We start from the raw sequence: 19,941 nt of genomic DNA on the forward strand, positions 1-19,941 counted from the left end.
TGCCACAACCAAGTATACTTTCCAGTCATTTTTTCAGTGAGTCACTACGCATGCATAAGTACGATATTAAAACCTTCCAGGGGTTAATACTGGCCTTACAGGATTACTGGGCGCGGCAGGGCTGTGTATTGGTGCAGCCACTGGATCTGGAAGTGGGTGCCGGTACTTTCCACCCTATGACCTTTTTACGCTCACTTGGGCCGGAACCTACCAACGTGGCCTATGTGCAACCTTGCCGCCGGCCCACTGACGGCCGCTATGGCGAAAACCCGAACCGGTTGCAGCACTACTATCAGTTTCAGGTCATTTTAAAGCCGTCACCGGATAATATTCAGGAGCTGTATTTAGGCTCGTTACGTGAACTGGGTATTGATACCCTGGTGCACGATATCCGCTTTGTGGAAGACAACTGGGAGTCGCCAACACTGGGTGCCTGGGGTCTGGGCTGGGAAGTCTGGCTAAACGGTATGGAAGTCACGCAGTTTACTTACTTCCAGCAGGTAGGTGGCTTAGAGTGCCGCCCGGTTACCGGCGAAATTACCTACGGTTTAGAGCGCCTGGCGATGTACATCCAGGGCGTCGATTCTATTTACGATCTTGTGTGGACCGACGGCCCGCTGGGCCGGGTAACCTATGGCGATGTGTTCCATCAGAATGAAGTAGAGCAAAGTACGTATAACTTTGAGCACGCTGATGTTGCCGCGCTGTTTAGCTACTTTGACCAGTGCGAAAAAGAAAGCCAGTACTTAATTGAGCAAGGCCTGGCTTTACCTGCTTACGAGAAAGTAATGAAGGCCTCGCATGCTTTTAATATGCTTGATGCCCGCCATGCTATTTCGGTAACCGAGCGCCAGCGCTACATTCTGCGCGTGCGGGCACTGGCTAAAGCCTGTGCTGAAGCTTATTACGCTACGCGTGAGAAGCTGGGTTTCCCACTATGTAACAACCAGCGCAGCAAGCAGGAGGCATAATGAGCGTGCAAGATTTTTTTGTTGAAATTGGCACCGAAGAGCTGCCACCCAAGTCGTTAAAAACGCTGGCCAGCGCCTTTGCCGACAACCTCAGTGCCGAACTGGCCAAGCTGGAATTAGGCCACGCCGACGTGCTTTGGTACGCCGCACCGCGCCGTTTAGCGGTGCGCATTAATGGCTTAGCTGCGCAGCAGGCTGATAAAGTGGTTGAAAAGCGCGGCCCGGCTATTGCGTCTGCCTTTGACGCCGACGGCAAGCCCACTAAAGCCGCTCAGGGCTGGGCTGCAGGTTGCGGTATCACTGTAGAGCAGGCTGAAAAGCTGGAAACCGATAAAGGCGCCTGGCTATTGCATAAAGCCAAAGTGGTTGGCGCAGCAACGGTAACTTTGCTGCCGGATGTAGTGCAGCAGGCACTGGCCAAATTGCCAATTGCCAAACCAATGCGGTGGGGCAATTCAATCGCTGAGTTTATCCGCCCGGTACACACCATTATTATGCTGTATGGCAAAGACGTAGTACCGGCCACTATTCTGGGCCGCGTCAGTGGCAACCAAACCCACGGCCATCGTTTTCATGCACCGGAAAAAGTTACGGTTAACCATGCTGATGACTACCTGGCTACGCTGCGTAAGGCTTTTGTGGTGGCAGATTTTGCTGAACGTAAGGCCTTTATCGCTGCAGAAGTAGCGAAAACTGCGGCAGAACTGAACGGCAAAGCGCTGATGGACGATGCCTTGCTGGAAGAAGTTACCGCCCTGGTCGAGTGGCCGGTGGTGTTAGTCGGCAGCTTTGAGCAAAGCTTCCTGCAGGTGCCGGCCGAGCCGTTAATTTCTACTATGAAAGATAACCAGAAGTACTTCCCGTTGCTGGACCAAAACGGCAAGCTGCTGAATAAATTTATCTTTGTCGCCAATATTGCCAGTAAAGATCCGCAGCAAATTATTTCCGGTAACGAAAAAGTAGTTCGGCCGCGTTTGTCTGACGCGCAGTTTTTCTTTAATACCGACCGCAAGCAAAAGCTGGAACAGCGTTTAGACAGCTTAAAAACGGTGTTATTCCAGCAGCAGCTGGGCACCTTGGCTGAAAAATCAGAGCGTATCAGTAAAGTGGCCGGCTTTGTCGCCGCAAAAATTGGTGCCGAGCAAGCCGCTGCCGAGCGGGCCGGTTTGCTGTCGAAGGCGGACTTAATGACCAATATGGTCGGCGAGTTCCCCGAAGTGCAGGGAATTATGGGTATGCACTATGCCCGGTTGGATGGCGAAGGCGAAGCCGTAGCGCTGGCTTTGAATGAGCAGTATATGCCGCGTTTTGCCGGCGACCAGTTGCCAAGCCGGTTAGAAGGCGCAGCAGTCGCGATTGCCGATAAGCTGGATACCTTAGTCGGTATTTTCGGTATCGGCCAGGCACCAAAAGGTGATAAAGACCCGTTTGCGCTGCGCCGTGCTGCCATTGGTGCACTGCGTATTATGGTAGAAAAACAGCTGCCGCTGGATCTGGTGGATATTATCGCCGTTAGCCAGCAAACCTTCGGCACTAAGCTGAGTAACGCCAAAGTGGCGGAAGAAGTACTCGACTTTATGCTCGGGCGTTTCCGCGCATGGTATGAGGGCGAAGGCTACAGCGTTGATGTGATCCAGGCCGTATTAGCGCGCCGGCCGACTAACCCGGCAGACTTTGACCGTCGCGTTAAGGCAGTAGCAGAGTTTGGTAAGCTCGACGCCGCAGCAGCCTTAGCCGCAGCCAATAAACGGGTAGCCAATATACTGGCTAAAGTAGAGGGTGATATTGCCGCTACGGTAAATACCACTTTACTGCATGAAAAAGCCGAGCAAGCCCTGCATAGTGCCATAGTGGCGGAGCAGGCGTATCAGGCCGGCCAGCATAGCTATGCCGAAGGCCTGGCGCACCTGGCCTCAATGCGTGAAGTTATCGATACCTTCTTCGACAAAGTAATGGTCAATGCTGATGACGCCGCCGTGCGGGCCAACCGTCAGGCACTGTTAAAGCAATTGCGTGAGTTGTTTTTGCAAGTGGCCGATATTTCCGTACTGCAATAATACGCTGAAATAACTACAGAAAAGCCAGCTTAATGCTGGCTTTTTTATTGCTGTAACACACCACAGTTAAACTTAATTTACCTGATTACGGCCATTGCGTTTAGACAGATACATTTGCTGATCGGCAAGTTTAACTGCGTCCTGAAAGCTGTCGGCGCTATCGCACACGGCGACACCAAAACTGGCGCTGACCTTATACTCGGGATTATTCGCCAACATCTTGCTGTGCTCAAACTGCTGGCGGATTTTTTCTGCAACCAAAAAGGCATCAGCGCGGCTGGTATGCGGTAAAATCAGCAGAAATTCTTCGCCGCCGGTGCGGCTGGCAATATCATTTTGCCGAAGGTTACGATGAAATAAAGCTGCCACTGCTTTTAATACTTCATCACCGGCATCGTGGCCAAAGCGATCATTGAGCTGCTTAAAATGGTCGATATCGCACATAATCAGCGCCATTGGTAAAAACTGTCTTGGTTGTTGTGCCAGACTTGGCAGCAGGCTTGAATCAATAAAGCGGCGGTTGGCTAATCCGGTTAATGAATCGGTATTGGCTTGTATTTCTTTGCTTTGTTGCAGTAGGTCCATCGCCTGATGGCTGCGCTCGCGATAATGGTCATTAATCCAGCATACAGCAATAACAATCAGCAAAGAGGCAATAAAACGGCTGGCTTCAGCATCTTTGTACTGCGCCAGAATAAGTTCAGGCACAAACAACATAATGCACAATGCCAGCACCAGCAGGGCGTTACTCAGCAGGGCATTGCGCACGCCAAGTAAACCAAACAAAATAGCCGGAAACGGAAATACCCAATACAGCGCAGTATTATTAAAGCCGCCCTGATATACCAGGCTAAGCACAAAGCTGCCTACCAGCACCGCTTCAACGATACAAGCGCGCTGCAGGTTACGGCTAAGATGAAACAGCAGAATATTCAGCAAAAATGCCAGCCCGGTACCAAACAGAATAATGGGCAGTAATATTTGTTCAGCATTAATATTCTTAACGCCATACACAAACATGATAGCGCTGGTGATATAGCTGACAAAAGCCAGAATATAATGCCGTCTGCGTGCATCAATATTCTGTGCTTGTTTAGTGTAATTTCTGTTCAGTGATGCTTGCAACTACAGCCCCTGACTTCTGGTTTATATATATGATGCTAGCACAAATTTTAGGCAGTCAAGCAGCCAAATACGGCAGAGCACTGCAGAGAATGTAAGCTGGCACGACCCGCATACAAAGTGCTAGCTTGCTGTTAATAATTTACCCGTTAAGGCGTTTTTAACAGGCTTTAACATTACATATTGTTTACGCCAAAGTAGTGCTGTAGCCCGCAAGCTGTAAAACCGTAATCTTGCCCCAATCCGGTGCTGGCTTGCACTATTGCAAGGCAACTTAGAGCCAGCTTGTTAAGCGCCCCGATGTTATTTTGAGTAAAATCAGTAATATAAAAACTGGCATTCTTCGTGCTTTGCTTGTATGAGAGTTTGATTAGCAACACCAACACTGCTTGGTGTTAAAACAATTTGAATTGAAGTGCCAAGCTTTGCTTGGCACGGGCAACGAAGCCCAGGATCTGACCGCCTTTTTGGTGGCTCAGGCCTGGGTTTTTTTATGGGCAAAATTTACTGGCAGTGATAGAGCGGTAAATGCCTTAAGGACTTAACAATGCAGCAGACCAAACAAATTCTGGTGATTGGCAATGGCATGGTAGGGCACCATTTTGTTGATCAATTACGTGCTAAAGATCCGCTGGCACAAATTACTGTGCTTTGTGGTGAAGCGCAGCTTGCGTACGACAGGGTGCATTTATCCGGCTATTTCAGCGGCACCAGTGCAGAGCAACTGGCGTTAACGACAGAAGAAGCCTATCAGGCCGCTAATATTCAGTACCGTTTAAATTGCTGGGTGGAGCAAATCAACCGCGAACAGCAATTGGTGGTAACCAGCCATGGCGGGCAGTTTTATTACGATGAACTGGTGCTGGCGACAGGCTCTTACGCTTTTGTGCCGCCTATTCCGGGTAACGATCAGCCGCATTGTCTGGTGTACCGCACGTTGCAGGATTTAGATGCGATAGCGCAAAGCGCTGCGGTCAGTAAAGTGGGCGTAGTGATAGGCGGTGGTTTGCTCGGGCTGGAAGCAGCAAATGCGCTAAAACAACTCGGCTTACAAACTCATGTGGTGGAGTTTGCACCTCAGCTAATGGCTGTGCAGCTGGATCAGGCTGGCGGCCAGATGTTAAGCCAGAAAATTACCGAGCTGGGTGTTCAGGTGCATATCGGCAAAGCGACTCAGGCAATCGTAGCTGGCGCAGAGTGCCGTTATCAGTTGCAGTTTGCCGATGGCGAAAGCTTAGAGACTGACTTAGTGCTGTTTTCCGCTGGCATCCGGCCTTATGACCAACTGGCGCGCAGCTGTGGTTTAGCTGTGGGGGATCGGGGCGGAATAGTCGTTAACGACCTGTGCCAGACGTCTGACCCACATATTTACGCCATAGGTGAATGTGCTTTATGGCAACAAAAGATTTTTGGTCTGGTCGCACCCGGTTATCAGATGGCTCGGGTTGTTGTCAGTCAACTGACAGCTGGTGAGCTGAGTTTTACCGGCGCTGATATGAGCACCAAGCTAAAACTGCTGGGTGTGGAAGTGGGCTCTATTGGCGATGCGCATGCCAGAACGCCCGGTGCTTTAAGTTATGTCTTCACCGACCCACGTGCTAAAGTCTACAAAAAAATGGTAGTCAGCAAAGACGGTAAACGTCTGTTGGGTGCTGTGCTGGTAGGCGATACCAGCAATTACGACAGTCTGCTGCAATATGCCTTAAACGATATGTTGTTGCCCAAACAGCCGGAACAACTGGTTTTACCTGCCGCGTCCGGCACACCCTTAGCAGCTTTAACTTTACCCAACAGCGCCACCATTTGTTCCTGCCATAACGTCGCTAAAGGCGACATAGTGGCGGCGATGGACAGCGGTTGTTGTGATTTAGCCGGCATTAAAAGCTGCACTAAGGCCAGTACAGGTTGTGGCGGTTGTACCGCCTTGCTGAAATCTGTGGTGGATGACGAGCTGGAAAGCCGTGGTGTTGAGGTGAAAAATCACCTCTGTGAACACTTTGAGTATTCGCGTCAGGAATTGCTGCATTTAGTTCAGGTGGGCGGTATTAAAACCTTTTCTGAACTGCTAAGTCGCCATGGTCAGGGTTTGGGCTGCGATATTTGTAAGCCGACTGTGGGTTCGATTTTGGCGTCGAGCTGGAATGATTATGTGCTGAAAAAACCGCATGTCGGTTTGCAGGACACCAACGATACCTTTCTCGCCAATATGCAAAAAGACGGCTCTTATTCTGTGGTGCCGCGTATTGCCGGTGGTGAAATTACTGCCGAAAAACTGCTGGTGATAGGCCAGGTGGCGTTAGATTTTAACCTCTACACCAAAATTACCGGTGGCCAGCGTATCGACTTATTTGGCGCCCGCTTAGAGCAGTTGCCTGCCATTTGGCAGCGTTTGGTCGATGCTGGTTTTGAGACCGGCCATGCTTACGGCAAGTCGCTGCGTACGGTGAAATCTTGTGTAGGCAGTACCTGGTGTCGTTATGGTGTACAAGACAGTGTCGGCCAGGCCATAGCTATTGAAAATCGTTATAAAGGTTTACGTGCGCCACACAAAATTAAAATGGCAGTGTCGGGTTGCACCCGCGAATGTGCTGAAGCGCAAAGCAAAGACATTGGCATTATTGCCACCGAAAACGGCTGGAACCTGTATGTCTGCGGTAACGGCGGCATGAGACCACGCCACGCCGACTTATTTGCCACCGACCTCGATACCGACACTTTAATCCGCTACATAGACCGCATTCTGATGTTGTATATCCGCACTGCCGACCGTTTGCAGCGCACGTCAGTCTGGATGGAAAAGCTCGATGGTGGTCTGGATTATCTGCGTAAAGTCATTATCGACGACGAGCTGGGTATAGCGACCGAACTGGAAAACCAGATGGCTGCGCTGGTGCATACTTATGCCTGTGAATGGAAAGCCACGCTGCAAGACCCGCAAGCGCTAAAACGTTTCCGCCAGTTTGTAAACAGCCCGGATGCCGACGAAAACATCGTTTTTGTTGAAGAGCGCTCACAAATTCGCCCGGCCACGGCAGATGAAAAACGCCAGTGGTTGCAACAAATTCCTATTACTCAGCTTTCTGAGGCAGAGCTGCCTGTGAACGCTTTAGCAGAGGAGAAATAACATGGCCTGGACGGATATTTGTGCTTTCGAAGATTTAGTCGAAAACAGCGGCATCTGCGCTTTGCTCAATGGCCAGCAAGTGGCAGTGTTTTTGCTGGCGCATAGTGATGAGCCGCAGATTTATGCGGTAGGTAATTACGATCCGCTCGGTAAGGCTAATGTGCTGTCGCGCGGGATTTTAGGTTCTGTCGGTGAGCAAATCGTAGTGGCGTCACCTTTGTATAAACAGCACTTTAGCCTGACCACAGGCCAGTGTTTAGAACAACCTGACGTAGTGATCCCGGTGTATCGGGTGAAACTGCAACAGGGCAGGGTGTGGCTGAATGCCGGACAACAAAATCAACAGGCGTCAGCCGCCTGATTAACAACCCGATATAAAGGGTTGGCTAAAAGGGCAAAGGACAAGGTTAATTAGAAAGGTAAACATAATGAGTGTGATGAGCTACTTTTTACGTTCGCCGCTAAGCCGTTCTGTGGTGTCCGGCTGGAACTGGCGCAGCGCGAAAGCAGAACTACAACAGCCTGATAGCAATGGCCGGGTAGTGCTGATAGGTGCCGGGCCTGGTGATCCTGAGCTGCTTACCGTCAAAGCCCAGCGTTTATTGCAACAGGCTGATGTGCTGCTGTTTGACAGTTTAGTGTCGGCTGAGCTGTTGGCTCTAGCGCCACGGCGTTGCAAAAAAGTGTTTGTTGGCAAAAGAGCCGGCCGCCATGCTATGCCACAGCAAAACATAAACCAGTTGCTGGTAAAGTACGGCCAGCAAGGTGGTTTAGTGGTGCGGCTAAAAGGTGGCGACCCGGCGATTTTTGGCCGGGTAGCAGAAGAAGCTGCAGCGTTACAACAAGCCGGAATTGCCTTTGCCATAGTGCCGGGCGTGACCAGTGCCTGTGCTGCGTCAGCCTATTGTGGTATTCCGCTTACCGCCCGCGGCAGTGCCACGTCAGTGCAGTTTTTAACCGCGCAGTTTGCCGACCCGGCCAAACAGCCGGACTGGTCTGGTTATCAGTACAGAGTCAATGGCTCTAACCCGACGCTGGTGGTCTATATGGGCTTAAACCGTTTGCAGCAATTGTGTGCTGGTTTAGTCTCTGTCGGCTGGCCGGACAATACCGCTATAGCGCTGCTGGATCAGGTCAGTACTGCCCAGCAACAGCAGCTACAGGGTACTTTGGCAGATATTGTTGAGCGTCTTGCAGCTTATCCGCTGGTTGGCCCAACGCTGATTGTGGTCGGCGTGGTGCTAAGGCAGCGTATGGATGTCGACTTAAGCCTGTTGCAGACTAAGGTAGTGGCTTAGTTTGCCAGCAGCCACAAGATGACCAGGCATTGCAGCAAGCAGCAGCTTTGCCAGAACCACAGCGGATGCAGTTCTATCAGGCTTTGCGGTGCCTGAAACTTCGCATTGGGATGGCGTAAATCATATAAAAACTCAGATAGCGCCTGATAACGCAGGCTGGGGTCGGGCTGCAAGGCTTTTTCCAGTGTCCGGTCCAGCCAGGCGGGTAGCTCACTATCGGCAGATAACACAGACTGATATTGTAGTTTTTTCTGCGCTTTTAAACTTCTGCGCCGGGCAACCTCAGGCCCGTAAGGAAAGCGCCCCGACAGCAACTGATAGGTTAATACTGCCAGTGAGTACAGATCTGAGCGCTCACTGCCTGGCGCACCTAAAAAATACTCGGGTGCACAATATAAGGCCGTGCCAGGAATATCGCCGGCCACTTCGCCATCTGGCTGTAAACCGGCCAGCCGTGCAGCACCAAAGTCGATAATTTTAACGCTGCCCTGTGGCGTAACCAAGATATTTTCCGGTCGTAAATCCTGATGCAATATTTCGCTGCGGTGCAAAGCCTGTAAGCCTTTGCCAATTTGTTCTGTCAGCGTGCGTATTTGTTCCAGAGTGGCTTTGGGGTGGTCGAGTTGCCATTGGCGCAGGGTTTGGCCATCAATATATTCAAATAAGGTATACAGCGCTGTGCGTGGCCTGTTGATGCTGGCCGGGCGCAATACGTAAGCACTGTTAACCCGTTTTGCTATCCATTCTTCGCGCAATAACCGCTCCAGATACTCAGGTTGTTCGGCCAAATCAATCGACGGTGCTTTTAATACCATCAGTTGGCCTGTTTCGCTGTCCTGCACCAGATACACATGGCTGCGGCTGCTTTGTTGCAGTGGCCGTATCATCTGCAGGCCGTCCAGGGTATCGCCTTGTTGCAGTAGCGGTGGCAAAGGCAGTTGCTGATCGATACAAGCCGGTAAACTGCTGTCTGCCGGCAGGGCATTAATACGCACCAGTTGCAGCGTAATATTATCTTTGCTGCCAGCGGCTAGAGCGGCGTCGGCCAGTTGCTGTGCCAGCGCTGATAAATCTGCTTGTTCTGGTCCAAGTAACGCCATTAGCTGCGGCTGTGGTAACACTTCAAATAAGCCATCTGTCGCCAGCAGAAATACATCATCTGCCAGCAATGGCAGGCTATGGTAATCGGGTTCCAGCACAGCGCCAGATCCAAGCGCCTGGCTTAAAAAACTGCTGCTGCCACGCCATACCCGGTGATCCCGCGTCAGTTGTTCCAGTTGCCGGTTACGCCACAGATAAATCCGGCTGTCACCAACATGCAGCAAATGCGCATGGCGTTGCTTTAGGATCAGCGCACTAAAAGTGCAGACATAACCTTTGTCCGGATCGGCAGCATAAGGGCCATTGCGGTTTTGTGCATATAACCAGTTATGGCTGGCCTTTAACACCTGCAAGGCGGCATGCGGCACCGACCAGGCATCGCTGGTACAGTAGTAGTCGCTGAGAAAGCTTTTCACCGCGGTTTCGCTGGCAATCTGGCTAACGGTACTGGTGCTGATACCATCGGCCACCGCCAGCACTATGCCTTTGTTACTCAGCTGTGGTTCTGTGGGCAGGCAAGCGCCAAACCAATCCTGGTTCAGCGTTTTGCAACCTGCACTACTGTACTGGCCGATGGATACTTGCAACGACATGGTCAAACTTTGGCCAGATCTGCAGTGTTGCGGCTTGCTACGGTGGTCACCAGATTACGTTTAGGCGCAGTTTTATAGTGCGTGCTGTACAGCGTCAGGCCGGTAAAAGCCAAACCGCCAACCAGATTGCCAAGCGCTGTGGGGATTTCGTTCCAGATCATATAATCCATAATGGAAAAATCACCGCCCATCATCATGGCGAAAGGGAATAAAAACATATTCACCACTGAATGCTCAAAGCCCATAAAAAAGAACAACATAATTGGCATCCACATGGCAATGACTTTGCCGCTGACATGGGTGGAGATCATAGCGCCAACCACGCCCATCGACACCATCCAGTTACATAACATGCCGCGCAGAAAAATGGTCAGCCAGCCCACGGTACCATGTTCGGCGTAACCTAAGGTGCGGGCTTCACCGACGCCAGCCAGTTTCTGGCCTACGGCGTCGGGCTCTAAATGAAAGCCCATGGTTAAAATAAACGCCATCATGGCTGCCACTGTTAAAGCGCCAACAAAGTTACCGGTAAATACCAGCCCCCAGTTGCGTAGCACCCCCTTTACCGTAACGCCGGGGCGGCGGTCCAGTAAGGCCAGCGGTGTCAGCACAAAAACGCCGGTTAGCAAATCAAACCCCATCAGGTACAACATAATAAAACCAACCGGAAACAACATAGAGCCAACTAAAAAGGAGCCTGTTTGCACGGCAACAGTTATCGCAAATACCGCCGCCAATGCCAGAATCGCGCCCGCCATATAAGAGCGGATCAGGGTATCGCGGGTAGACATAAAAATTTTTGCTTCGCCGGCATCGACCATTTTGGTCACAAACTCGGCTGGAACTAAATAAGCCATAGGTTCACCTTTTTCCGTTATGTTTAGTTATTCAGCTGCTGTTTTTGCACAACAAAAAAGGCGTCCGGATCATGCTGTATTATCAGCTGATCACGGGACGCCTTTGTCCTGAAACTGTTTTTTGTCCGGAGGTGCCTAACACCTCTGCCGCATTTAACTAGGCAACTTTGATGCCAGCCTGAAATTTTCGCTTAATCGTCTAATTTGTCTTGGTTTTTAATAATACGCCTTTGCCGTGGCGGCAGCGCTAAGGGCCATAGTTGTGCATAGTAGCGCATTATTTGCACTGATTTGGGGCGTTTGCCAGTATTGGTGTTGTTATTAGCTGGCGCTTATTCAGGTTAAAACGCAGCACTGGCAGCTTCTGGCATAGCCGGAAGGCGGGTATGGAACGAGCATTGCTAGACCTTAGCACGAAAAACTTTATTGTGTGATGTATGAACCCTTCAACCGCGCAGTTTTTGCTGGCCGCGAAACAGGCAGAAATAAAAGCCCTGTTGCAGCTATCGGCTAACTGTCAGCTGGTAACCAGCATTAGCGAACTGGTGCATCAGCTGCAGCGTGAGCGCGGTATCAGCAATATTTTTCTCGCTTCAGGCTGTGAGCTGTTTGCCCGCCAACGCCAGCAGCAATTGCAGCACAGTATAACGGCAGAGCAACAATTACGAGCCGAGCTGGAGCAGCATTACTTACACGCGGCACAGCCGTGCAGCAGTAGCCGTTTACTCAGTGATATTTGTCTGGCCTTGCAGGGCATGGATCATCTGGCTGAACTGCGCGAACAAATACACCAGCAAAAAATAACCCCCTTACAAGCCACCGAAGCCTATAGCCGCTTGATTGCCGCCTGGCTGGCCGTGGTGCTGGAGTCGGCTGATCTGGCCTGTGACGCCAGCATTACCCGCGTGCTGGTTGCCTTATTTAACTTACTGCAAACCAAAGAGTACGCCGGCCAGGAAAGGGCATGGGGTGCAATGGGTTTTGCCTCGGGCCAGGTAAGTACTGAACTGGCCGAGCGTTTATTATTGCTGCAACAGGCACAGCAACACAGCGCTGCTGTATTTCTGGAATTTGCCAGCACCGCACAACAGCAGCAGTGGCAACTGCTGGAGGCAAGCAGTGCGGCTAAACAGTTGCAACAACTGAGAACTATGTTGCAGCAACTGCCTGGCACGACAATGCTGGTGCCGGCAGTCAGTGATCTTTGGTATCAGTTTGCTACCGATCGTATGGATGCGATGCACCAGTTAATGGCATTACTGACAGCTGATTTACAGCAACTCACCGCTGCTACTGTAACTGCCGCTCAACAGCAGTTGCAGCAGCACCGGCATAAGCTAACCGAGCTGACCGCCTTGCCAGGCAGCTCGGGTTTGACTTTATTAATCGACCCCAGCATGCCGGGTTTATATGGCGCTTCGGTTTTACCGCAAACGACTAACGAACACAGCATAAAAGCCCCCAGCCGTTCGTTCTATCAGTTGTTGTCGGAACAAGCGCAGCATATCTGCCAGATGCATACTGAACTAACCGATGTACGCCGGGCTATTGGCGAGCAAAAACTGACAAATCGCGCCAAGTTGTTATTAATGCAATATAAAAAACTAACAGAAGAGCAAGCTTACCGCCAGCTGCAGCAAAGCGCGATGCAGCAGCAGTGCAAAATAGCCGACGTCGCCGCCGCTGTGGTTAATGCTTTGCACAAAGCGAAAGAACAGAATGAGTAACTAACAGAGCGGCTTAGCTTTTTATCTTTAGTCGTTTCAGCTTGCTCGAAAATATCAATAACACTCTGCAGAAAAAAGTCACCGCAACGCGCGCTGCTGAAAACGTTCACAGCGTGTACAAAACATTCGCTAAATTACACCTTTTGTGTTTTAATTGTGTTAATTTAAATTAAACATATTGGTGTTTATCTGTGTTGGCTTTAGATGCTAAATCCGTATCAGTCTGTGTTCAAGCGCTACAAACGGCAATTAAACACAATGACTTTTTGTCACAACCAAGCACTGTTTAAAATGAATACGGCGGCGATTTCATTACAACCTCTGGTATCAGATCGCGCTGATGCTTTTCCGGTAGCGGAAATTTGGCTTGCTGGCGCTACCACCGCCAAACTGATCGGCGGGGCAGTGCTTGAGGCTGCATTTCATTGTGAACATGGCTATCTGCTGTTTGTTACCGATGATATTCCTTTTGAAGACACACTTAGCATTTACCTGATGAACCAGGATTTTCAGGTATTGGACAGTGTTAATATTGGTGTGGCGTATTCTACCGGTAACTTCCATTTACTACGTGAACCGTCAGCACGTGAAGTACAGTTCAGTTTTTTAGGCGGCTGCAACTGGCGCCTTACTTTATTAGCTACTCCGGAATTTTGCCTGCCGTTATTTAACGAGCCTGCGGGTGTGCGTCGCAAGCCCAGCTTTAAGCGTTGGTTTAAGCTAAGTTACTCGCGTTAAAAATTATTGCCGTTCCTCTAATGCTAAGCAATAACGCAGCTTAGAGCTTGTCATTCTCCGCTATAGCCTGCTCGAAAACATCAGTAACACTTTGTTCAGAATAGTCGCCGCGGCGCGCGTTCTGCAGTCGCTGCTGCAACAAGGTTTCCAACTGCTGCGCAGAGTAGTTTTGGGCCTGTTCAGCCACCTCTTGTGGCAGTATTTTGTCCAGAATAAAGTCTTTTATGCTTCTACCCTGTAATGCTGCCATCGTTTTTAGTAGTTGGTGCTGTTCAAGCGCAATCTCAATGGATAGTCGGCTCACTGTGCGCTCCGGTTCTTACTGCAGAAACAGAGTTAAGTATAAACATGCGGGGATAATGTGCATTTGTGTATTGTAATGCTGGGTGTGACAAACTTATTGCTGTTCCCTGTTTTATCTACTAAGTTAAAACCACATAGCTGCCCGAGAGCGTTAAAGAATTAATAACAGGGAGGCCCCCCGATTGAAAAACTATTAATTAGTAAACTTAAAAGTTTGAAATTAATAAATACATAAAGCATCCAACATCCAAGATGCAGTAATACATATTCTAAGGAACTAGGTTATGGAACAACACGCGCCAGATAGTGAAATCATAATAGGATTAGTAACGCCTGTTGGTATCAATTATGACGATGTCCGCTCTAGATTCGAATCCTTGCTTAAAATGTACATGTACAAAACTAATTGGCTACATCTTAGTGAGTTAATGCGTGATATTTATAGTAAATCTAGTAAAAAGGAACAGTCAGAGAGCGAACGTTTACAAGGTGCTATGACTATAGGAAACACTCTTAGAAAAGAAAGCAAAAGAGACGATATCATGGCGTTAGTAGCTATTAATGCCATTCTTTCGAAGCGGGAGCGCGATAAATCTCAATTACACAGTATGCCACTTAATAGAACTGCGCACATAGTTCGCTCATTGAAACATCCTGACGAAGTCGAAACACTTCGTACTGCCTATGGAAAGGGTTTTGTTTTGGTTGGTATCAGTGCTAAAGAGGAAAGCCGTATTAAATACTTAATTGAACAGAAAGGTATAAAAAATGAAAAAGAGGCAAGAGATTTAATTGAAAGAGATGATCGAGAAAATGACTTACCAACTGAGTATGGCGAACATGGCCAATCTACGAGAGACGTTTTCCAACTGTCTGATTTTTTCCTGACAATTGATACTGTTGAAGAGTTTGGGGATCAACTTCAGAGAATTCTTAGCATTTTGTTTGCAAAACCTGTAGCTCCTCCCATGATTGAAGAATACTCAATGTTCATGGCTTATGCGGCGTCGTTAAGATCTGCTGATTTGTCTCGTCAAGTGGGAGCAGTAATCGTTAGTGCGAGTGGGGACATCGTTTCAACAGGTGCAAACGACGTTCCAAAGTTTGGGGGTGGCTTGTATTGGCCGGGAACCGATGATAAGCGTGATTACATTCTTCAAAAGGACTCTAATGAAGAGGAAAAAAAGCTAATCATTTTTAAGATTCTGAAAGAGTTTGGTGCTTATAGTGATGACTTATCAGAAGAGCTGAATTACAAAGAAGCAAAGCGTCGGCTGAAAAATACTGGGATACTCGATATTACCGAATATGGGCGAGCAGTACATGCTGAGATGGAAGCACTCCTGTCAGCTGCTCGAACAGGCACATCTGTTCGAGGCGCTAAACTGTTTACGACGACTTTTCCTTGCCACAATTGCGCAAAACATATCGTTGCCGCAGGAATTGAAGAGGTTGTATTTATAGAGCCATATCCGAAAAGTTTTGCGAGTAAGCTACATGATGACTCGATAAACTTTGATGGGAGTAGTGGCAAAATTGGTGAGTGTAAAGTAAAATTTTCACAATTTGCTGGCGTTGGACCTCGGAAGTTTCTTGATCTATTCTCAATGAGGCTTGGCAACGGTAGGAAGTTGACTAGAAAAGCGTCTGGCAAATTAGCTGATTGGGCCAAAGAAACTGCCGAACTAAGGATGCCGTTAGTACCAATGTCCTATTTAGAAATGGAATTTATGCTCGATAATGAGCTTCAACAGATAATTAAAAAATCAGGGGAATCGTAATGGCTGATAACAAATCTGAGCAAGTTGTACAAACTTGGCCGAAGTGGATGCAGAACTATCGTTTAACTCCTAATTCACCTAAAAAGGAAGCTACTGAGCTGCCCCAATCTAATAAGACGGGTAAATTAGCAACTACAGAATAATTGTCTGTTAATGATTAAAAAACGCGCTCTCAGCGCGTTTTTTAATCATTAAGGTGTTAGCCTAACTTTTTTACCACATATCGATAAGGCAATTCATTGGTATCACTGCCTACTAGCTCGTGATCCATAAAGCGGCAGAATGCCGGTATATCGCGGGTGGTGGCTGGATCGTCGGCGATAATCAGTAAAGTTTCACCCACCTGCATTTTACGAATTTGCAGCCGTATCATCATTACCGGCTCTGGGCAGCGCATGCCTAAGGCATCCAGTGTTTGATCCGCGCGGCTGAAAATATCTTCCATCGTTACTCCGGTAAAAGTCGTTGCCTGACTATTTGCTATAAAACATCGACGCTGCGATTAAGGTTAAAACATTGACAGCACAGCCACAGACTACGAGCGTAGCGAATGCGACAGGCGAGGCTGCAGGAGCAGCAGCGCCCGGCTTTGCCATACGCCAGCTGTTGCCGCGTTCGCTGCGCTCGTGGGTCTGGGGCTGCGCCAGCGAGATTTGCGCCTAAGTCTGTATACTAATAAATAAGGGCCGTAAAAACGGCCCTTATTCTATGCGATTGTGGTTGTTGCTGCCAGCTTATGGCCGTTCAAAAACAGTCGCAATACCCTGGCCTAAGCCGATACACATGGTCGCCAGGCCAAACTTACCGCCTTTATCTTCCATTACGTTAATCAGCGTGGTGCTGATACGGGAACCGGAGCAACCCAGCGGGTGGCCAAGCGCTATGGCGCCGCCGTTCAGGTTTACTTTCTGATCTTTTACTTCCAGTAAGCCTAAGTCTTTCATTACCGGCAGGGCCTGGGCAGCAAAAGCTTCGTTCAGCTCGGCGTAGTCGATGTCGGCAATAGTAATGCCGGCCATTTTCAGCGCCTTTTTCGATGCCGGTACCGGGCCGTAACCCATAATTGACGGGTCGCAACCGGCCACACCCATACCCCGCACATAAGCACGGATTGGCAGGCCCAGCGCTTTGGCTTTATCTTCACTCATTACCAGCATGCCAGAGGCACCGTCGGATAACGCCGAAGAGGTACCGGCCGTTACTGTGCCGTTAGCCGGGTCGAATACCGGGCGTAACTGGCCCAGTGCTTCTACTGTGGTTTCCGGTCGGATCACTTCGTCGTAATCCATCAGCTTTAACACGCCGTCGGCATCGTGGCCTTCGGTGGGGATAATTTCGTTTTTAAACCGGCCCTGCAGGCTGGCTTCCTGGGCTAAGCGGTGTGAACGCGCGCCGAACTCGTCCTGCTGCTGGCGGCTGATACCGTGCATTTTGCCCAGCAGTTCTGCGGTTAAGCCCATCATACCGGCGGCTTTGGCGACAGAAGTGGATAAGCCCGGGTGAAAATCGACACCGTGGTTCATTGGCACATGGCCCATATGCTCCACACCGCCGATTAAATACACTTCACCCATGCCGGTTTGAATGGCGCGCACCGCATCGTGCAGTGCCTGCATCGACGAGCCGCATAAGCGGTTAACGGTAACGGCCGGTACCGAGTGCGGAATGCCGGCTAATAGGGCGGCGTTACGTGCCACGTTAAAGCCTTGCTCTAAGGTTTGCTGTACACAACCCCAGATAATGTCGTCGATATCTGCCGGGTTTAACGCCGGGTTGCGTTCAACCAAAGAGGCCATGACATGGGCAGACAGTTGCTCGGCGCGCACGTTGCGGTACATACCGGCTTTGCTGCGGCCCATTGGGGTGCGAATGCAATCTACAATAACTGCGTTTTTCATTATTTTGCTCCTGCGCTTAAACCGGGAAGAAACGCTGGCCGGCTTCGGCCATAGCGCGGGTTTTGTCTGTTACCTGATAAATTTCGCCTAAATGGGCGTATTTATCGGCCAGGGCGACAAAGTTGCTTAAACCAATAGTATCGGCATAACGCAACGGACCACCGCGGAACGGCGGGAAGCCTAGACCGTAAATCAGGCCCATGTCGGCTTCAGCGGCGCTGGCGACAATACCTTCTTCCAGACAGCGAATGGTTTCGTTAATCATTGGCACCATGACGCGGGCGATAATGTCTTCGCTGCTGAATTCCTGTTTATCAGCCGAGATATCAGCCAGTAAACTAAGGGCCGCCGGGTCGATATCTTTTTTCGGCTTGCCTTTGGCATCTTTACTGTAGGCATAAAAGCCCACACCGTTTTTCTGGCCGTAGCGATCTGCTTTATACATAGCGGCTACCGGATCGTTATCCAGCTTGGCCATCCGTGTCGGGAAGCCTGCTGCCATTACGTCGGTACAGTGGTAAGCGGTGTCTAAACCGACAACATCCAGCAGGTACGCCGGGCCCATCGGCCAGCCGAACTGCTTTTCCATTACTTTGTCTACCTGGGCAAAATCGGCGCCGTCTAATACCAGCTTGCTGAAACCGGCAAAGTAGGGGAACAGTACGCGGTTAACAAAGAAACCCGGGCAGTCATTTACCACTATTGGTGATTTACCCATCTTGGCAGCGTAAGCCACTACGGCGGCTACGGTTTCTTCGCTGGTGTTTTTACCGCGGATAACCTCTACCAATGGCATACGGTGTACCGGGTTAAAGAAGTGCATACCGCAGAAGTTTTGCGGCCGGCTTAAGTTTGCCGCCAGTGAATCAATCGAAATAGTTGAAGTGTTCGAGGTTAAAATAGCGTCGTCGCTTAACAGCGCTTCTACTTCTTTTAATACCGCGCCTTTAATTTTCGGGTTCTCTACCACGGCTTCCACCACGATATCGACACCTTTAACATTCTCGTTGCTTAGCGTGGGGGTAATAGATGCTATTACTTTAGCCATACCGATGGCATCCAGCTTTTTGCGCTCCACCTGTTTACCGAGTAACTTGGTCGCTTCGCCCATACCCAGTTCTAACGCTTTATCGGCGATGTCTTTCATTACTACCGGCACGCCTTTTAACGCCGACTGATAGGCAATGCCGCCGCCCATAATACCGGCACCCAACACTGCGGCTTTTTTCACTGCTTTAGTGGCGGTTTTAGCGGCTTTTTTTGCTTTGCCTTTAATCAGCTGGTCATTTAAGAACAGGCCTATTTGCGCGGTGGCTGCATCGGTTTTCGCCAGTTTGGCAAAGCCAGCGTTTTCCAGCGCCATAGCGCCGGCGCGGTCCAGTGTGGCAGCTGCTTCAATGGTGGTAACCGCTAACATCGGCGCCGGGTAATGTTTACCGGCGGTGGCAAATACCATGCCTTTGGCGGTGCTGAAGCTCATGGTGGCTTCGGTTTTGTTTAGTTTCAGTGGCTGTAACTTCACGGCGCGCTTTTTACGCCAGTCCAGTTTGCCAGCAATGGCATCTTCCAGCATGCTTAGCGCTGCGGCTTCCAGTTTCTCCGGTGCCACTACCGCATCAATTAAACCAAACTTTTGTGCCTGGTCGGCACTGTGGTCTTTACCGGTAGTGATCCATTCCATGGCATTATCGGCACCGATAATACGCGGCAGGCGCACGGTACCGCCAAAACCTGGCATCAGGCCCAGTTTTACTTCGGGTAGGCCAATGCGGGTGGTGGTGTCAGCTACGCGATAATCGGCTGTAAGTGACCACTCACATCCGCCACCGAGCGCGAAACCTTTGAGCGCTACTATGGTGGGGACGGGTAAATCTTCAGCCAGATCAAAAATATCAGAGGCCTGTTTAATCCACGGAATAAGCTCCGCTTCCGGCCGTAAAAAGGTGCTTAAGAATTCAGTAATGTCGGCGCCGACGATAAAGGCATCTTTATCACTGCAAAAAATAACGCCTTTTAGTGCTTTGTCTGCGTGCAGCAGGTCTAAAGCTGTCTTACAATTAGTCAGAGTTTGCTGATCGAACTTGTTAACTGAGCCTTGCGCATTAAAGGCAAAGCGGACGATACCAGGTTTCAGGTAGGCAACACTGATGTTGTCACTCTGGTAAATCATAATGGTGCTCCTTGGTCGCGTATGTTAGGGGTTTTCGCAACTGGTACGATGAGGTTGTCTTGCTCAGTGTGTCGCGGTTCGCAAAAAAATTCAACCGTTATTTAAACGCGTGTTTGAATCCGACAACGGTGGTCAGCAGTAACTATAGGTGGTATTTTTTCTTTTTCGTGTATTTATCGGGGTTATCACAGTGAAACGGAT

16 protein-coding genes are annotated in these 19,941 nt (G+C 49.7%); 9 read left to right on the forward strand and 7 right to left on the reverse strand.

The window, feature by feature from the left end:
* Positions 1 to 50 precede the first annotated feature (50 nt).
* Positions 51 to 971 (forward strand): glycine--tRNA ligase subunit alpha, encoded by a 921-nt coding sequence (glyQ, locus tag AR688_RS17785; protein ID WP_068237157.1) that lies wholly within the window; start codon positions 51 to 53, stop codon positions 969 to 971.
* Positions 971 to 3,028, forward strand: coding sequence for a glycine--tRNA ligase subunit beta (glyS, locus tag AR688_RS17790; RefSeq protein ID WP_068237158.1), 2,058 nt, complete (start codon positions 971 to 973; stop codon positions 3,026 to 3,028). The genes glyQ and glyS overlap by 1 nt, the downstream gene beginning before the upstream one ends.
* A 72-nt stretch (positions 3,029 to 3,100) precedes the next feature.
* Here glyS and AR688_RS17795 read toward each other — a convergent pair whose 3' ends face one another.
* Positions 3,101 to 4,153: a GGDEF domain-containing protein gene (locus AR688_RS17795; RefSeq protein WP_068237161.1), complete on the reverse strand. Its 1,053-nt coding sequence runs from the start codon at positions 4,151 to 4,153 to the stop codon at positions 3,101 to 3,103.
* Positions 4,154 to 4,697: 544 nt separating this feature from the next.
* On the opposite strand from AR688_RS17795, the gene nirB reads away from it, so the two are divergent.
* The 3 genes from nirB (at position 4,698) to cobA (ending at position 8,572) form a co-directional block, all read left to right on the forward strand.
* Entirely contained in the window at positions 4,698 to 7,274 is a 2,577-nt protein-coding gene (gene nirB, locus AR688_RS17805; protein WP_068237167.1) for a nitrite reductase large subunit NirB, read from the forward strand.
* 1 nt (position 7,275) lies between these two features.
* Entirely contained in the window at positions 7,276 to 7,635 is a 360-nt protein-coding gene (gene nirD, locus AR688_RS17810) for a nitrite reductase small subunit NirD (RefSeq protein ID WP_068237170.1), read from the forward strand.
* Positions 7,636 to 7,702: 67 nt separating this feature from the next.
* Complete coding sequence (cobA, locus tag AR688_RS17815; RefSeq protein WP_068237171.1) at positions 7,703 to 8,572, forward strand: uroporphyrinogen-III C-methyltransferase; 870 nt, start codon at positions 7,703 to 7,705, stop codon at positions 8,570 to 8,572.
* Here the strand turns inward: cobA and AR688_RS17820 are convergent.
* Both AR688_RS17820 and AR688_RS17825 read right to left on the reverse strand, forming a co-directional pair.
* Entirely contained in the window at positions 8,569 to 10,266 is a 1,698-nt protein-coding gene (locus AR688_RS17820; protein ID WP_068237173.1) for a bifunctional protein-serine/threonine kinase/phosphatase, read from the reverse strand. The two genes, cobA and AR688_RS17820, sit on opposite strands and share 4 nt — an antisense overlap.
* Before the next feature lie 2 nt (positions 10,267 to 10,268).
* Complete coding sequence (locus AR688_RS17825; RefSeq protein ID WP_068237175.1) at positions 10,269 to 11,123, reverse strand: formate/nitrite transporter family protein; 855 nt, start codon at positions 11,121 to 11,123, stop codon at positions 10,269 to 10,271.
* A 437-nt stretch (positions 11,124 to 11,560) separates the two neighbouring features.
* Here AR688_RS17825 and AR688_RS17830 point away from each other — a divergent pair, with 437 nt between their 5' ends.
* Together AR688_RS17830 and AR688_RS17835 are read left to right on the forward strand one after the other, a co-directional pair.
* Positions 11,561 to 12,850, forward strand: a complete 1,290-nt coding sequence (locus AR688_RS17830) for a nitrate regulatory protein (RefSeq protein ID WP_068237176.1) — start codon at positions 11,561 to 11,563, stop codon at positions 12,848 to 12,850.
* 291 nt (positions 12,851 to 13,141) lie between these two features.
* Complete coding sequence (locus AR688_RS17835) at positions 13,142 to 13,588, forward strand: hypothetical protein (protein WP_156420342.1); 447 nt, start codon at positions 13,142 to 13,144, stop codon at positions 13,586 to 13,588.
* Between the two features lie 40 nt (positions 13,589 to 13,628).
* On the opposite strand, the gene AR688_RS17840 is transcribed toward AR688_RS17835, so the two are convergent.
* Positions 13,629 to 13,892 carry a type II toxin -antitoxin system TacA 1-like antitoxin gene (locus AR688_RS17840; protein WP_082694830.1) on the reverse strand — a complete coding sequence of 88 codons (264 nt, stop codon included), beginning with the start codon at positions 13,890 to 13,892 and terminating at the stop codon, positions 13,629 to 13,631.
* A 283-nt stretch (positions 13,893 to 14,175) separates the two neighbouring features.
* Here AR688_RS17840 and AR688_RS17845 point away from each other — a divergent pair, with 283 nt between their 5' ends.
* The gene (locus AR688_RS17845; RefSeq protein WP_068237181.1) at positions 14,176 to 15,672 is read left to right on the forward strand and encodes an anti-phage dCTP deaminase; all 1,497 of its coding nucleotides are present in this window, start codon (positions 14,176 to 14,178) and stop codon (positions 15,670 to 15,672) included.
* Entirely contained in the window at positions 15,672 to 15,815 is a 144-nt protein-coding gene (locus tag AR688_RS20280) for a hypothetical protein (RefSeq protein WP_156420343.1), read from the forward strand. The genes AR688_RS17845 and AR688_RS20280 overlap by 1 nt, the downstream gene beginning before the upstream one ends.
* A gap of 56 nt (positions 15,816 to 15,871) precedes the next feature.
* Here the strand turns inward: AR688_RS20280 and tusA are convergent, their stop codons facing one another.
* The 3 genes from tusA to fadB all read right to left on the reverse strand — a co-directional run bounded on the left by tusA (position 15,872) and on the right by fadB (position 19,740).
* Positions 15,872 to 16,117 carry a sulfurtransferase TusA gene (gene tusA / locus AR688_RS17850; RefSeq protein WP_068237182.1) on the reverse strand — a complete coding sequence of 82 codons (246 nt, stop codon included), beginning with the start codon at positions 16,115 to 16,117 and terminating at the stop codon, positions 15,872 to 15,874.
* Positions 16,118 to 16,406: 289 nt separating this feature from the next.
* Complete coding sequence (fadA, locus tag AR688_RS17855; protein WP_068237184.1) at positions 16,407 to 17,570, reverse strand: acetyl-CoA C-acyltransferase FadA; 1,164 nt, start codon at positions 17,568 to 17,570, stop codon at positions 16,407 to 16,409.
* Between the two features lie 16 nt (positions 17,571 to 17,586).
* Positions 17,587 to 19,740, reverse strand: coding sequence for a fatty acid oxidation complex subunit alpha FadB (fadB, locus tag AR688_RS17860; RefSeq protein WP_068237185.1), 2,154 nt, complete (start codon positions 19,738 to 19,740; stop codon positions 17,587 to 17,589).
* Positions 19,741 to 19,941: the final 201 nt, after the last annotated feature.

The organism is Rheinheimera sp. EpRS3, assembly GCF_001513785.1.
Lineage (GTDB): Bacteria > Pseudomonadota > Gammaproteobacteria > Enterobacterales > Alteromonadaceae > Alishewanella.